Raw genomic sequence first — 15,587 nt, 5'->3', positions numbered from 1 at the left:
GGCATTGCATACGGATCAACTTTTGGCCTTGGTCGCCTCGGTCATTGACGCCGAGTCGGCGAGTTTCAGTAGTAGCGCATAGCTGAGTGCAGCAAGCAGCACACCGACCAAGGGGGGAAGCAGTGGAGAGAAATAGGCGGCTGCCGAGCCGATGACATATGCCATGAGCCCCCGATAGTTGTAGGCCGGCAGATTGGCCGTGGCTAGTGTCGGGTAATGCCCTTTGTGCTTCAGCCAGAAGTCGGCCATGATCACACCGCCGATCGGTGGAATGAACGTGCCCAATAGCACCAGAAACGGGATCAATAAATCGTACATGCCGCCGACGGCAAGTACGGTGCCAATGGCAGCGCCTCCAACGGTCACCAGGCGGCGTTTTTCGGTACGCAACAGATTGCAACCGGCCACAGCGAAGTTGTAGATGGTGTTGTCCTGTGTCGTCCAAAGGTTGAGAAACAGCATCAGTACGGCGATCGTCACGAATCCCTGAGCAATCAGCACATCGACGATATCGGCTTGCTGATAGATCATGGCCCCCAGCGCACCGGTCAGCACCATCAAGCCATTACCGACGAAGAAGGCCGCCAGGGTAGCGATGACGGCAATCCTGGGGGTACGTGCAAAGCGGCTCCAGTTCGTCGCTTGTGTACCACCACTGATGAAGGTGCCCATGATGACTGTGACCGCAGCGGCGAAGCTCATGGAGTCCGTGGGCGCCTGTGCATGGAGTCCGGACAATCCTCCCACGTCGACCAGCCCCGTATAAAGACTGAGGACGATGAACAGCATCATGGCGGGAACCGCAATGCGGGATAGCCAATCCAGGCCCTTGAAGCCGATCATGGCCGTAATGCAGAAAGCGAAACCGAACAGAACCATCAGAGGGGTTTCCATCCACTGAGGCAGCCCCGTTGTCTTGACGAGCACGATGGCGATAGTCGCGGTACCCCAGGCATACCAGCCGACCTGAGTGAAGCCGAGGATGAAATCGGAAAGTTTGCTGCCGGCTTCCCCGAAACAGAAGCGGCCCATCAGCACCGCGTTGAGGCCGCTTTTGCAGGCAATGTAGGCGAGTACGGCAGCATAGGCACCCAACAGTAGGTTGCCGATCAAGATGACGAACAGCAGTTCGCCAAATGAGAATGCGGTACCCAGGGAACCACCGGCCCACATGGTGGCGGTAAAGAAGGTGAAGCCCAACAAGACCACCGAAGTGGACAGCAGGCCCTTGCGTGACGTATCGGGGACTTCACTCAGGGGGTAGTCGGAATGTTCCATGGCAGACTCCAAGCGGATAGGGCGACGACACTGCAGTACGCCTGAATACAGGCAATTACCGTGCCATACCTCGATCCATACCGCACCCTCGATGGGCTGATGATCGAACGGTCGGTATGGATAGAGGATCATGAATGAACCGCAGGACCCGATGGTTTCCCAAGAGGCCTCGCCATTCAACTGGCCTTGCGGAAAGGGTTGCGCGGGTCGTTGTCCCAACTCATGTAGGGTCTGCCGGTTGCCTGCGGCACCATGGTGATACAGTCATCGACGGGGCAGGTGATCTGACAGAGGTTGCAGCCGACGCACTCTTCCTCGATCACCTCGTAGCGTCTGGCGCCGCTGGCATCGATCAGCTTGGCGATCGATTGGTGGGATGTGTCTTCACAGGCAATATAGCAACGCCCGCACTGGATACACCGATCCTGATCGATATGTGCGATGGTCTTGAAGTTCATATCGAGGTGTTTCCAGTCCGTGGTATTGGCGATGGCCTTGCCGGTGAACTCATCGATGGTTCGGTAGCCCTTCTCTGCCATCCAGCGTGATAGCCCGTCCTTCATCTCCTCGACAATGCGAAAACCGTTGAGCATGGCGGCGGTGCATACTTGTACACTGCCGGCGCCCAGTGCCACGTATTCTGCGGTATCCCGCCAGTTGGCAATGCCTCCGATACCGGAGATGGGGAGCTGCCGGGTCGGATCATCGCGTGCGATTTCGGCGACCATGTTGAGGGCAATGGGCTTCACGGCGCTGCCGCAGTAGCCACCATGGGTACTCTGGTTGCCCACCGTCGGCCTGGCGACCATGTTGTCGAGATCGAGCCCGGTGATCGAATTGATGGTATTGATCAGCGACACCGCGTCGGCGCCGCCACGCAAGGCCGCCTGGGCCGGTGCCCGAATGTCGGTGATATTGGGCGTCAGCTTTACGATCACGGATTTGGCATAGTACTGCTTGCACCAGCGGGTGACTTGCTCGATCAGGTCCGGATTCTGCCCGACTGCGGCCCCCATGCCGCGTTCCGGCATGCCATGGGGACATCCCAGGTTGAGTTCGATGCCATCGGCACCGGTCGCTTCCACCAAGGGCAGGATATATTTCCATGAGGCTTCCTCGCAGGGCACCATGATCGATACGATCAGTGCCCGGTCGGGCCATCTCTGCTTGACCTCGGTGATCTCACGCAGGTTCGTCTCCAGTGACCTGTCGGTGATCAGTTCGATGTTATTGAAGCCCAGTACCTCGCGGTTGTTGCCGAAGTGAGCCGAGTAGCGTGACGAGACATTGACCGCGGGCGGTTCTTCGCCCAGCGTTTTCCACACCACGCCACCCCAGCCGGCTTCATAGGCGCGCTCCACGTTGTAGGCCTTGTCGGTCGGTGGCGCCGAGGCGAGCCAGAAGGGGTTCGGGGACTGGATACCGGCGAATTCGATGCCGAGGTCGATGCCATTGACGATATCGTTCATGCGGCCTCCTGCTTGGCCAGAATATCCTGGTGAATGGTGTGTGCGGCGAGCTTGCCATGCTGCACGGCCTGGACGGTGAGGTCCTGGCCCGGGGCGATGCAGTCGCCACCGGCATAGACACGGGGCAATGACGTCCGAAAGGCGTCGTCGACATGAATGCGCTCGCCGTCGCGAGCCAGTTCGCTAGCCAGTGGGTCGTGGAGCGAGATGGCGTCGAAATGCTGGCCAATGGCTGTGAAAACGGCATCCGCTGCGAGAGTGAAAGTCTCTCCCGTGCCGACGAGCTGGCCGTCGTCATCGCGGGTTGTCTCGAACTGCATGCCCGTGACTCGGCCCTGGTCATCCAGGCGTATCTGCCGGGGGCGTGCCCAGGTCATGAGCTTCACCTGATTCGCCTTGGCGATGTCCTGCTCATGGTGTGTTGCGGGCATCGACTCCTCGCCGCGGCGATAAACGAGGGTGACCTCGTCGGCGCCAAGGCGTGCCATCTGAGTGGCCATGTCGATGGCCGTATTGCCGGCACCGATGACGATGCAGCGCCGAGCTAACGGCAGTTGACGAAGGTCGTCGGTCTGTCTCAGTGTCCTGATGTAGTCGACGGCCGGCATGAGCCCGGGAGCCTCTTCGCCGGTCATTTCGAGCTGTCGACTGGTGCCCAGTCCGAGCCCCAGGAACACGCTGTCATAATCGGCATGCAGCCGCGACAATGACAGGTTGTCGCCCAGCCGCTGGCCAGGGCGAATCTCGATGCCGCCGATCTCAAGCAGGAATTCCACTTCCTTGCGGGCGAAATCGTCGGTCATCTTGTAACGGGCGATTCCGTACTCGTTGAGTCCGCCGGGTTTGTCGTCGGCTTCGAAGATCGTCACTCGGTGGCCGAACATCGCCAGGCGATGAGCGCAGGCCAAACCTGCCGGTCCGGCACCGACCACGGCGATATGGTGTCCCGTCTCGGCACCTCGCTCGAAAGGGTGCTTCGGGAAGTGCATGTGATCGGTGGCATGGCGCTGCAGCAGGCCGATCAGCACCGGCTGGCATTCGGCATCGTGGTTGCGTACGCAGCTTTGCTCGCACAGCACTTCGGTGGGGCAAACACGCGCACAACTGCCGCCCAGGATGTTTTCTTCGAGGATGGTCTGAGCCGCGCCATTGATATTGTCTTCGCTGATCTGACGAATGAAACGCGGGATATCGATATCCGAAGGGCATGCCTCGATACAAGGCGCATCGTAGCAGTACAGGCAGCGCTGACTCTCGATCGTCGCCTGGCGATGCGTGAGAGGTGGGTGCAGGTCGTCGAAATTCCTGGCCAGTCCCTGGGCGTCGACATCAGGGTCGTCGCCCACCTTCGGCAGATGGTTGATAGACTTGATCACGGTAATTGCCTCTTGTTGTTCTGGTCGTCCAGCGCGTGCCGTTCAATGGCGCGGCACCGCCTTGGGGGCGTTCAGTTCGGCACGACGTTCAAGCAATTCGAAGACGCCGGGGTAGGCCGGCCGTTCGAGGTAGCGGCCGGCGCCCCGTTCGGCACGTAGCTCACCGTCACGCCATACCCACTTGCCCTGGCTGACGGTGTGTCGAGGAATGCCGCGTACCGTCTTGCCCTCGAAGATGTTGAAATCGATATTCTGATGGTGGGTCGCGGCCGAGATGGTGCGGGTCCCATTGGGATCCCAAACCACCAGGTCGGCATCGGATCCGACCTGGACCGCGCCCTTGCGGGGGTAGAGGTTGAATATCCGGGCCGTATTGGTCGATGTCAGAGCGACGAAGTCGTTGATCGATAACTTGCCGGTATTCACGCCTTCATCCCATAGCACCGCCATGCGATCCTCCACTCCGGCGGTGCCGTTGGGAATCTTGGTGAAGTCCTCCTTGCCCATGGCTTTCTGGTCGGCACAGAAGCAGCAGTGGTCGGTGGCGGTGGTCTGCAGGTTACCGGCTTGCAGGCCGTGCCAGAGTGCTTCCTGATGTCCTTCGGGACGGAAAGGAGGGCTCATGACATGTGCCGCAGCCTGCCCCCAGTCGGGGTTGCGATAGACACTGTCATCGAGTACCAGATGACCGGCCAGACATTCGCCGTAGACGGGTTGGCCTTGCTGACGGGCATAGGCGATCTCATCGACGGCATCTTTGGTGGAAACGTGTACCAGATAGATCGGGGCGCCGAGCGTGCCGGCGATCCGGATCGCCCGACTGGCCGCTTCACCTTCGACCTGCGGTGGACGCGACAGCGGATGGGCCTCCGGACCGGTCATGCCCTCGGCGAGCAGCTTCTGCTGCAAGTGGTAGACGAGCTCACCGTTTTCGGCATGTACAGTGGGAACGGCGCCCAGTTCCAGGCAGCGTGAGAAGCTCTCCACCAGAATGTCGTCGGTGGCCATGATGGCGCCCTTGTAGGCCATGAAGTGCTTGAAACTGTTGACGCCATGCTCGCGTACCAGCGTTTCCATGTCCCGCCTCACACTGTCATCCCACCAGGTGATGGCGACATGAAAGGCATAGTCGGTGGCGGCCTTCTCGGCCCATCCCTGCCAGGTTTCGAAGGCGTCCAGCAACGATTGGCCGGGGCTGGGTATCACGAAATCGATGATCGAGGTGGTTCCCCCGGCCAAGGCCGCTGCCGTACCGGTGTAGAAATCCTCGCTCGCCACGGTGCCCATGAAGGGCAGTTGCATGTGGGTATGGGGATCGATACCACCCGGCATGACATACTGGCCGGACGCATCGATGATCTCACAGCCTGCGGGGACATCCAGATCCTTGCCGATCGCCTGAACCGTGCCGTTGGCACAGAGTACGTCGGCGCGATAGGTATCGCTGTCGGTGACCACGGTGCCACCCTTGATCAATACGCTCATCATCACTCTCTCTTGTGCTTGTCATTGACGAGGGAAATTATTCGCCGTCGGTCAGGCGCGTATACGTTTCCGGTCGCCGGTCGCGGAAGAATTGCCAGTTGTTGCGCACCTCACGCACCATCTCGAGATCGATTTCATGCACCAGCAACTCATCCTCGGTCTCGCTGGCCTGGGCCTCGATCTGTCCCCGAGGATTGACGATGTAGCTGGAGCCGTAGAAGTTTCCGATATTCCAGGGGACTTCGGTGCCGACACGGTTGATGGCAGCAATGAAACAGCCATTGGCAGCGGCAGAAGCGGGTTGCTCCAGTTCCCATAGATACTGGGACAGCCCAGCCACTGTGGCGGAAGGGTTGAAGATGACTTCGGCACCATTGAGCGCCAGCGCTCGCCAACCTTCGGGGAAGTGACGGTCATAGCAGATGTAGACGCCGATCCTGCCGTAAGCGGTCTCGAATACCGGCCATTCCGATTTGCCTGGCTTGAAGAAAAACTTCTCCCAGAACCCGGCGACCTGGGGAATGTGAGTCTTGTGATACTTGCCGAGATAACTGCCATCGGCATCGAACACGGCTGCCGTGTTGTAGTACACGCCCGTATCGGTTTCTTCGAAAATCGGCACAATCATTACCATGCGGTACTTGGCGGCAAGGTCTTGCATCATCCTGCATGTCGGACCGTCGGGGACTCGTTCGGCAGCGGCATACCACTTTGGATCCTGGCTGGGGCAGAAGTAGGGCTGGTTAAAGACTTCCTGAAAGCACAGCACCTGGACCCCCGCGTCTGCAGCTTGCTGTATCCACGGTAGATGCGCCTCGTTCATGGCATCGCGTATGGCCGCGGGGTCCAGGTCGGTATTCGCCTTGAGACCCATCTGGATGAGGCCAATAGTCATCTTCTGCATGATGATCCACCTAGTCTGTGATTGTTGTCTTAGCTGTCTACATCGTGATTGATCCGTATCTTGTCCGATGGCTATATGCTTTTTTATAAACCTGACTTTGTAGACAGCTTTTTGAAAACTAGACCGTATATGTCGGGTTGTGCAAGCCATTTTTAGTGGAATTGTTGACGGGTTATAACTTGTTGTAATGAAAGACTTTGTTTGTGTTTCGAGAACTTTTTCACTGATCTGGGGAGTGGATGCACCATATTAGAATTATACTATATATTTATATTTTTTGTTTTATATCAATAATTTATTAATACAATTTCATTATTTTCGTCTTAGGAGAAGATTGGAATTGAACCATGATGAAAACTGACTAACCTGTCATGTGAAGATGGGTCGTTATGCAGCCTACCCTCTGCTTTTCTGTGATATACAAGCTGTCTTATGAGTCAGTTTTTATGAAAAAACATGAAGTTATTGCATGCCGTAGAGACATGCATAGGGAGGGGATGGCACGGATGCATCGATACGCCCGAGACATGGGCACACTTATTGCCTGGAGAATGACAGGCTCATCCTGCAAACAACAAATACATTCAACCGATGACGAGGAGAACAACAATGACCGTCGAATCTCGTATGGTGGATCGGCAAGGCCTGGTTGAATTGGAAGAGGGCGACGATATTCGTGACAGTCCTCGGTTCAATGCCGATATCGCCCCGACCAAGGCTCATGAGCGAACATGGTCCAAGTGGAACGTCGCCGCGCTATGGGTGGGGATGTCAATATGCGTGCCAACCTACACGCTCGGTGGCGTGTTGACTGCCTATTTCGGCCTCGACGTTGGCGAGGCACTACTGGCCATTCTGCTGGCCAATGCCATCATATTGATTCCGTTGACGTTGAACGCATTTCCCGGGACACGCTTCGGCATTCCCTTCCCGGTCGTATTGCGCTCTTCGTTCGGTATCCTCGGCTCCAACGTACCGTGCCTTATTCGGGCACTGGTGGGGTGCGGCTGGTTTGGTGTGCAAACCATGTTCGGTGGGTTAGCCATTCACCTGTTGTTGTCTGCCATTTTCCCGCCATGGCAGTCACTCGGTGGGCTTGGCGAAGTGTTCGGCTTCTTTCTCTTCGGGGGCATGAATCTGTATGTGGTCATTCGCGGGGCGGAATCGATAAAGTGGTTGGAAACCCTGGCTGCCCCTCTGCTGTTGGCCGTCAGTGTCGGTCTGATGTTCTGGGCGTGGCCACATATGTCGATGACCGAGCTGCTGGCACAACCGCCGTCGCGTCCCGAGGGCGATCCTGTTTTCGGTTATTTTCTGGCGGGCCTGACTGCCATGGTCGGGTTCTGGGCCACATTGTCGCTCAATATTCCCGACTTCAGTCGTTTTGCCCGGAGTCAGAAAGATCAGATCGTCGGCCAGGTCCTGGGGCTGCCGTTGACGATGTTTTTCTTCGCGGCATTAGGCGTCGTGATGACGGCGGCCTCTGAGTCCCTAGTCGGTCAAACGGTGGCGGATCCCGTCAATTTGATTGGTATGATCGACAATCCCTTCTGGGTCAGTGTGGCCATGGTATTGATCGTGATCGCGACCCTGTCCACCAACACAGCGGCCAATATCGTATCGCCGACCAACGATTTTCAGAATGTGGCACCCAAATTCGTCAATCGAACTGGCGGTGTTCTGATCACCGGGCTGGTGGGCCTGCTTCTGATGGGTTACGACCTGCTACAGAAAGCCGGTGTCATCACCTCCGGCGTGACACTGGAAAGCATGTATTCCAATTGGCTGCTGGGGTACTCAAGCCTGTTGGGGCCGATTGCCGGGATCATGGCCGTGGATTATTTTCTGATCAAACGGCAGCAACTGGATGTCCCCAGTCTTTATAGGGATGCAGGGCGCTATCCGGCAATCAACCCGGCGGGCTTCATCGCTTTTGGTGTACCGGTCGTACTGACGCTGATCGCCCTGACGAGCGGTACCATGTACTGGTTCTATGATTATGGCTGGTTCACGGGATCCATCATGGGGGCGATAGTCTATTATGTGGCCAGCATGGCGCTCGCGCCGAGCGGCCAGGCGGCTACGGCTGCGGCAATCGATATCGAACGCCTGCCTTGAGTGGCCTGGGGGAGTATCGGGACCTCGCCCTGTTTGCCAGGGCGGGGGCTCAGACCGGTGCGAGATTTTCCGGCCCGAATGAGTCCGGCAGCAGTTCGTCGATGCAGTAGTGTTTGAGCAGCCCGCCATCGGCAGCCAGGACATGGATAGTGGTTGCCGCTGTGGCGAATTCGCGTAGCCGTTGCCGGCAGTCGCCGCAAGGTGTGCACAGATGTTGACCGGGGCCGATGACATGGATCGAGCGGATCGTCTGTCGGCCCGCAGTGACCATGGCGGCAATGGCCGACGCTTCCGCGCAGAGACCCTTGTAGTGAGCCACCTCCACGTTACAGCCGAAATATTGACTGCCATCATCGGCTTCCAGCAATGCGCCAACGGGATGATGGGAGTAGGGGGCGTAGGCACGATCGCGAGTGGCGATCAATTGTCGTTGCTGATCCGCTGAGAGGGAGGACATCATCAGGCTCCTTGAGGGTTGTCGTCGCGCAGCACGCCTTCCAGAGCGATCTCCATCATGTCATTGAAGGAGGTCTGACGTGCGGAGGCACTCAGCGATTCGCCGCGCAGGATATGGTCCGATACCGTGCAGACGGTCAATGCCCGAGCACCGAATTCGGCAGCGACTCCATAAAATCCGGCAGCTTCCATCTCCACGCCAACGATGCCGTAGCGTCGCATCAATTGAGCCAGTGTTTCCTGGGGCGAGTAAAACAGATCGGCCGAGAAGATATTGCCGACCGTGACGGGGATCCCTTTGTGTTCGGCCGCTTCCACGGTCCGACGTACCAGCGCGAAGTCTGCGATGGCGGCGAAGTCGTGGTCCATGAAACGGGTGCGGTTGACCTTGGAGTCGGTGCAGGCGCCCATGCCAATGACGATATCGCGGAGTTGCGCATCGTCGCGCACGGCACCACAGGAGCCGACACGTACCAGACGCTTGACGCCGAAGTCGGTGATCAACTCCTTGGCGTAGATCGAGATCGACGGAATGCCCATGCCACTGCCCATGACCGAGATGGCGCGTCCGCGGTAGCGACCGGTATAGCCGAACATGTTGCGGACTTCATTGACGCGACGTACATCGGTCAGGAATGTGTCGGCAATGTACTGAGCCCGCAGCGGATCACCGGGCAGCAGTACGGTATCGGCGAAATCGCCGCGTTCGGCCTGAATGTGCGGGGTTGGCATCAAAGGTCTCCTTTCGCATCATGTTGATGGCGCCGTCTTGCTTGTCGGGTGGACAAGGAAGCTTTCACCGTCTGTCATGGGGGGCAGTCCGAAGTGACTGGCCAGGCTTTGACCGATATCGGCGAAGGTGGCGCGAGCGCCTAGCGAGCCGGGTACCAGGCCCGCACCCAGCGCCAGGATGGGCACTTGTTCACGGGTATGGTCGGTTCCCGTCCAGGTGGGGTCGCAGCCATGATCGGCGGTAAGGATCAGCAGGTCGTCGTCGCCGAGCCGACCGAGTAACTCCGGTAGTCGCGTGTCGAAGGCTTCCAGTGCGGCAGCGTAACCGGAGACATCGCGGCGGTGACCATAGACCATGTCGAAATCGACGAAATTGGTCATGATCAGGGTGTGGTCATGGGCCCGGTCGATTTCCGCGAGGGTGGCGTCGAACAGGGCGTTGTGCCCACTGGCCTTGACGGCGTGCGTGATGCCGCAATGCGCATAGATGTCGGCGATCTTGCCGATCGAGATGACATTGCCCCCTGCGTTGGCGAGTTTCTGGAGCACGGTCGGAGTGGGAGGTTCAACGGCATAATCGCGCCGATTGTCGGTACGAACGAAACTGCCGGCATCATCGCCGATGAAGGGGCGAGCGATGACGCGACCGATATTGTAGGGTTCCAGCAGTCGGCGGGCGACTTCACAGACCCGATAGAGACGCTCCAGACCGAACGTGTTCTCATGGGCGGCGATCTGGAATACCGAATCGGCCGAGGTATAGACGATCGGTTTGTCGCTGACCAGATGGTCGTCCCCAAGACGCGCGATGATCTCGGTGCCGGAGGCATGGCAATTGCCCAATACGCCGGGTAACTCCGCCTCTTGCACCAAAGCGTCGAGCAACTCGACGGGGAAACTCGCTTCCCGATCCGCGAAGTATCCCCACTCGAATCGCACCGGCACGCCAGCGATTTCCCAGTGGCCGGACGGTGTATCCTTACCGGAAGAAATTTCGCGGGCATGTCCATAAGCGCCGACCGGATTCGTCGGCGGGGTGATACCTTCCGCCCACTGGCCGGTACTGTCGCGGTGGGCATGGAACAACCCCAAGCGGGCCAGGTTGGGTAATGACAACGGTCCGTGCCGCCCATGCTCTGCCTTACCTCGAGCGCAGGCGCTGGCAATATGGCCCAGGGTATCGGCACCGTGGTCCCCAAAGTGGGCGGCATCCGGCCCGGCACCGATGCCGAAGGAATCCAGTACGAGAACGATGGCACGTGTCATAATGCCTCCGACAGGAAAACATCGTGAATCAGGGGCGATGGGGCGACGGGAGTCTCGCCCATGGTCATTGCGTCACGTATCCGCATGGCGGCTTGATCGGCCGAGGCGTCGTCTCTGGCATGAATGAAGGCCAGAGGACGTGCACCATCGATGTAATCCCCGATCGTCGCCAGCTCGGTCAGCCCGACGCGATGGTCGATTGCGTCGTCCGGCTGCCGGCGTCCGCCTCCCAGTTCGACGACCGCCATTCCCAGAGAGCGTGCATCGATGGAGCGCACATGGCCGGGATGATCGGCATGGACCGCGTGGATGACCGGTGCGGCAGGTAAATAGCGGTCCACATTGGTGAGCAGATCATGTGGGCCGCCAAGCCCGGCCACCATACGTTCGAAACGTTCGGCAGCCGCGCCTGTCGCCAGCGCCCGGTCGAGTGTCTCGCCCGCCTGGTCGCGGGTGTGACTGAGCCCGGCAAGCATCAGCATCTCGACGGCCAGGGCACGAGTCACCGTCAACAAACGGCTATCGGTCGTCTTGCCGGTCAGCACCGCGAGCGCTTCACGAACTTCCAGCGCGTTTCCCGCCGCCGTCGCCAGGGGCTGATTCATGTCAGTCAACAGCGCCGTGGTCGGCGTTCCCGCCTGGGTGGCTACATCGGCAATCATCCGAGCGAGGCGACGGGAGTCCGCTTCGCTCGGCATGAAGGCACCGCTACCCAGTTTGACGTCCATGACCAGACCGTCCAGCGAACAGGCAAGCTTCTTGCCCAGGATCGACGCCACGATCAGCGGCATCGATTCCACCGTGGCGGTGACGTCTCGGATGCCGTAGAGCCGCCTGTCGGCGGGTGCCAGATCGCCGGTCTGGCCGATGATGGCGACACCGACCTCCTTGACGAGCCGACGGAACGTGTCGCGATCGGGGCGGACATCATAGCCGGGGATGGCCTCGAGCTTGTCGAGGGTACCGCCGGTATGGCCCAGGCCGCGGCCCGAGATCATCGGGACGTGCGCTCCGCAGGCAGCGATCCATGGCCCCAGTACCAGTGACACGAGGTCACCGACACCGCCCGTTGAGTGTTTGTCAACGACCGGACCCGGCAAATCCAGCGCAGTCCAGTCGAGCACGTCGCCGCTGTCGCGGATTGCCTTGGTCAACGTCACGCTTTCGGCATCGTTCATGCCATTGAGGAACACCGCCATGGCGAACGCACCGATCTGGCCATCGCCGACCGACCCTGTGGCGATGCCGTTGACGAAGGCTCGAATGGCATCGTTATCCAGTGCTTTGCCGTCGCGCTTGTGGCGAATGATTTCCTGAGGAAGCATCAATAGCCCCCGCCCTCTTGCGATTGTGCCGCTGTGACTTCGAGTGTCTCGAGTAGCTTGCCCAGCAGGCTGGAGGCACCAAAGCGAAAGCGAGATGGCGATATCCAATCGTCACCCATCAACTCGGCTGCCAGGTCGAGATAGGCCTTGGCATCGTCCGTCGTTCGGACACCTCCGGCAGCCTTGAAGCCGACATCACGATCCGATCTGTCGCGGATGGTCGTGAGTAGAATATGGGCGGCGTCCAGAGTGGCATTGACGGGCACCTTTCCGGTGGACGTCTTCAAGAAGTCTGCACCGCCGGCGATGGCCAGCTCGGCGGCACGGCGGATCAGGGCAGGATCCCTGAGTTCACCGGTTTCGAGAATCACCTTGAGGCATCGCTCGCCGCAGGCTGCCTTGCAGGCTTCCACCAACGTTCTGCCGACGGCTTCGTTCCCTGCCATCAATGCCCGGTACGGGAATACGACATCGATTTCGTCCGCGCCGCGAATCACGGCATCGCGGGTCTCTCTAGCGGCGCGATGAATATCGTCACTGCCGGCGGGAAAATTGGTGACGGTAGCGACTTTGACGCGGCCGGCCAGCCCTTGCTCAGCCAGGGCATGGCGAGCCGTGGTGATGAAAGCGGGATAAACGCATACGGCGGCGGGATGGCCGGCCGGTGTCGACACGCGCGCACAGAGTTGGCGGATGCTACGGTCAGTGTCATCGTCGTTGAGACTGGTCAAGTCCATCAATGTCAGTGCCCGCTGAGCGGCTTGTGATAATGCTGTCATTGTGTCACCCAAGGTCGAGTGGCGTGCGCATCCACCGGAGGCATCAAGCCGCCGGGGATGCTGTTTCATGATGCGCCTATCCGCCGATGGCGGCTAGCGCGAGGAAAAAGCCGGCGATTGTCGCCGACATGAGGTTGGAGAGCGTACCGGCCAGAACCGCCTTGATGCCATAGCGAGCGATATCGTGGCGGCGGCTCGGGGCAATGCTGCCCAGTCCGCCCAACAGGATGGCGATCGATGAGAGGTTGGCAAACCCACACAAGGCGAACGACAGTATCGCCGTCGTGTGTCGGCTCATGACTTCGCCGGTACCGGCTACGACTTCTTCACCGTTGATGTAGGGAGCCAGATTGATATAGGCCACGAACTCATTGACGACCAGCTTCTGGCCGATGAACGAGCCCGCCAGCGTGGCCTCTCCCCAGGGTACACCGAGCAGGAAGGCGAGAGGCGCGAACAACCAGCCAAGGATCATCTCCAGACTCAGGGCGTCCATGCCGAACCAGCCGCCGACACCGGCGAGTATGCCGTTGATCATTGCAATCAACCCGATGAAGGCAAGCAGCATGGCACCGATGTTAGCGGCCAGCTTCAGGCCGGAAGTGGCTCCCGTTGCGGCGGCATCAAGTACGTTGGTGGGGTGGTCCTCCTCTTCGATACGTTCCTGAGCCGCGGATACACTGTCTTCCGGTGTTGCGGTCTCGGGCATCAAGAGTTTGGCAAACAGCAGGCCACCGGGGGCTGCCATGAACGATGCCGCGATCAGGTACTCCATGGGAATGCCCAGTGCGGCATAGCCGGCCAGTACCGACCCTGCCACTGACGCCAGCCCACCGGACATGACTGCGAATAGCTGAGACGGCGTCATATGGGCGATAAAGGGTTTGACCACGAGTGGCGCTTCGGTTTGACCGACGAAGATATTGGCGGTGGCGGACATCGACTCGGTGCGGGACGTACCCAGAATCCATTGCAGTGCACCACCGAGGATACGAATCACCCACGGCATGATGTTCAGATAATAAAGCACGGCAATCAACGATGAGAAAAAGATGATGACCGGCAATACATTGATCGCGAAGACGAAGCCGATGTTTTCCTCGTCGACCAGCCCGCCGAACAGGAATTCGATACCATCATTGGCATAAAGCACGACCTGGCTGACACCGTCGGATATCGTCTTGAGGACGACTTGACCGACGGGGGCGTAGAGCACGAACGCACCGATGGACGCCTGAATGGCAAAGGCACCGGCCACCGTGCGTAGTCGAATCGACTTGCGATCGTAAGAGAACAGGATTGCGATCAGGATGAGCGTCACCATCCCGACCAGGCTCATGATTAGTGTCATGGGAACCTCGAATTTGTCATTGTCATTCACCGGGGAGCCGGGCGTCATGCGCTAGGGTGAAAAATATAACATTGAGTGTTATTTTTCTAACATTTTTCGAGATAATCTGAGCCAGCCTGGTGTTTTGTTACTGCCTGGCGCAGCATGCAAGGCGTGAGCTTGTGGCAGATGACATGGATAGTGGATTGATTGGCAAGATGAATATTGCTATCAACCGATCATGACGGCATGCGAGTCCACGAACGCAGGGGGGGACCAGGTAACGATGAAAGGTCGCAGCGCACAGCGTCTGGCAAGGTTGCAGGATGTTCTGAATCGGGGCGGTACGATCCACTTGTCGGAGGCAGCCAGGCTATGTGGTGTCTCGGAAATGACCATTCGCCGTGACGTGGCGGCGAGTGACGGTGCCATGACGTTTCTGGGCGGTCGGCTGGTGATGGCCGATAATCCGCAATATGCACCGCTCTACGACCTGGATACCGAGCAAGGAAGCCATTCGCTGGCGAAACAACGACTCTGTCAGGGAGCGGCCGCTTTCATAGAGGATGGCGATACGCTGTTCATCGACTGTGGTACCACGCTGATGCCATTGGCATCGTTGCTGGGAACTGCCGACAAGCATGTGACGGTTGTCACCTATGCGCTCAATGTCGCCAATGCCGTGGGTCACCTCCCCAATGTACGTCTCGTGTTGCTGGGTGGGTTGTTCTATGCATCGTCACTGTCGTTCGGCAGCGAGGACATGCTGCAAGCCATTCGTCGACTGGGAATCAACAAGGCTTTCATCTCGGCGGCCGGCATGCATGTCGAGCGCGGGGTAAGCTGTTTCCATTTTCACGAGGTAGTGCCCAAGCAGGCGGCCATTGCGTCCGCCATGCAACGCATCCTGGTCTGCGACGACAGCAAACTCGGCGTTGTTCGCCCCGCCTATTTCGCTCGTCTGAACGAGTTCGATGTCATCGTCACTGATGGCAATGCCGACGCTGTACTGCGCGAGGGCCTGCCCGGCCATACCCCCCGCATCGTGGGGGTATGACCGACGGGGATG

13 protein-coding genes are annotated in these 15,587 nt (G+C 59.0%); 2 read left to right on the top strand and 11 right to left on the bottom strand.

The window, feature by feature from the left end; all coding sequences use genetic code 11:
* Positions 1–15: 15 nt before the first annotated feature.
* From codB to FVV99_RS12970, 5 genes are all read right to left on the bottom strand, one after another.
* Complete coding sequence (gene codB / locus FVV99_RS12990) at positions 16–1,278, bottom strand: cytosine permease (protein WP_148254493.1); 1,263 nt, start codon at positions 1,276–1,278, stop codon at positions 16–18.
* Between the two features lie 176 nt (positions 1,279–1,454).
* Positions 1,455–2,747, bottom strand: a complete 1,293-nt coding sequence (gene preA / locus FVV99_RS12985; protein WP_148254492.1) for an NAD-dependent dihydropyrimidine dehydrogenase subunit PreA — start codon at positions 2,745–2,747, stop codon at positions 1,455–1,457.
* Complete coding sequence (locus tag FVV99_RS12980; protein WP_148254491.1) at positions 2,744–4,123, bottom strand: NAD(P)-dependent oxidoreductase; 1,380 nt, start codon at positions 4,121–4,123, stop codon at positions 2,744–2,746. Before FVV99_RS12980 ends, preA begins: the two co-directional genes overlap by 4 nt.
* 42 nt (positions 4,124–4,165) lie before the next feature.
* Positions 4,166–5,608 (bottom strand): dihydropyrimidinase, encoded by a 1,443-nt coding sequence (hydA, locus tag FVV99_RS12975; protein WP_148254548.1) that lies wholly within the window; start codon positions 5,606–5,608, stop codon positions 4,166–4,168.
* A 37-nt stretch (positions 5,609–5,645) separates the two neighbouring features.
* On the bottom strand, positions 5,646–6,512 hold the full coding sequence (locus tag FVV99_RS12970) for a nitrilase-related carbon-nitrogen hydrolase (protein WP_148254490.1): 867 nt from the start codon (positions 6,510–6,512) through the stop codon (positions 5,646–5,648).
* A gap of 609 nt (positions 6,513–7,121) precedes the next feature.
* Here FVV99_RS12970 and FVV99_RS12965 point away from each other — a divergent pair.
* Positions 7,122–8,630 carry an NCS1 family nucleobase:cation symporter-1 gene (locus FVV99_RS12965; protein ID WP_148254489.1) on the top strand — a complete coding sequence of 503 codons (1,509 nt, stop codon included), beginning with the start codon at positions 7,122–7,124 and terminating at the stop codon, positions 8,628–8,630.
* 49 nt (positions 8,631–8,679) lie between these two features.
* Here the strand turns inward: FVV99_RS12965 and cdd are convergent, their stop codons facing one another.
* The 6 genes from cdd to FVV99_RS12935 form a co-directional block, all read right to left on the bottom strand.
* Complete coding sequence (gene cdd, locus FVV99_RS12960; protein ID WP_407921347.1) at positions 8,680–9,087, bottom strand: cytidine deaminase; 408 nt, start codon at positions 9,085–9,087, stop codon at positions 8,680–8,682.
* Positions 9,088–9,089: 2 nt separating this feature from the next.
* Entirely contained in the window at positions 9,090–9,818 is a 729-nt protein-coding gene (deoD, locus tag FVV99_RS12955; protein ID WP_148254487.1) for a purine-nucleoside phosphorylase, read from the bottom strand.
* A gap of 18 nt (positions 9,819–9,836) precedes the next feature.
* Positions 9,837–11,084, bottom strand: coding sequence for a phosphopentomutase (locus tag FVV99_RS12950; RefSeq protein WP_148254486.1), 1,248 nt, complete (start codon positions 11,082–11,084; stop codon positions 9,837–9,839).
* Positions 11,081–12,409: a thymidine phosphorylase gene (deoA, locus tag FVV99_RS12945; RefSeq protein ID WP_148254485.1), complete on the bottom strand. Its 1,329-nt coding sequence runs from the start codon at positions 12,407–12,409 to the stop codon at positions 11,081–11,083. The genes FVV99_RS12950 and deoA overlap by 4 nt, the downstream gene beginning before the upstream one ends.
* Positions 12,409–13,188 carry a deoxyribose-phosphate aldolase gene (gene deoC, locus FVV99_RS12940; protein WP_148254547.1) on the bottom strand — a complete coding sequence of 260 codons (780 nt, stop codon included), beginning with the start codon at positions 13,186–13,188 and terminating at the stop codon, positions 12,409–12,411. The genes deoA and deoC overlap by 1 nt, the downstream gene beginning before the upstream one ends.
* A 76-nt stretch (positions 13,189–13,264) precedes the next feature.
* Entirely contained in the window at positions 13,265–14,539 is a 1,275-nt protein-coding gene (locus FVV99_RS12935; RefSeq protein WP_148254484.1) for a NupC/NupG family nucleoside CNT transporter, read from the bottom strand.
* Positions 14,540–14,804: 265 nt separating this feature from the next.
* Between FVV99_RS12935 and FVV99_RS12930 the strand changes: the two genes are divergently transcribed.
* Positions 14,805–15,575, top strand: coding sequence for a DeoR/GlpR family DNA-binding transcription regulator (locus FVV99_RS12930; protein ID WP_148254483.1), 771 nt, complete (start codon positions 14,805–14,807; stop codon positions 15,573–15,575).
* Positions 15,576–15,587: the final 12 nt, after the last annotated feature.

The organism is Aidingimonas lacisalsi (assembly GCF_008079445.1).
GTDB lineage: Bacteria > Pseudomonadota > Gammaproteobacteria > Pseudomonadales > Halomonadaceae > Aidingimonas > Aidingimonas lacisalsi.
The sequence above is the reverse complement of the archived record's forward strand: the minus strand, read 5'-3'. Positions and strand labels throughout refer to the sequence as shown.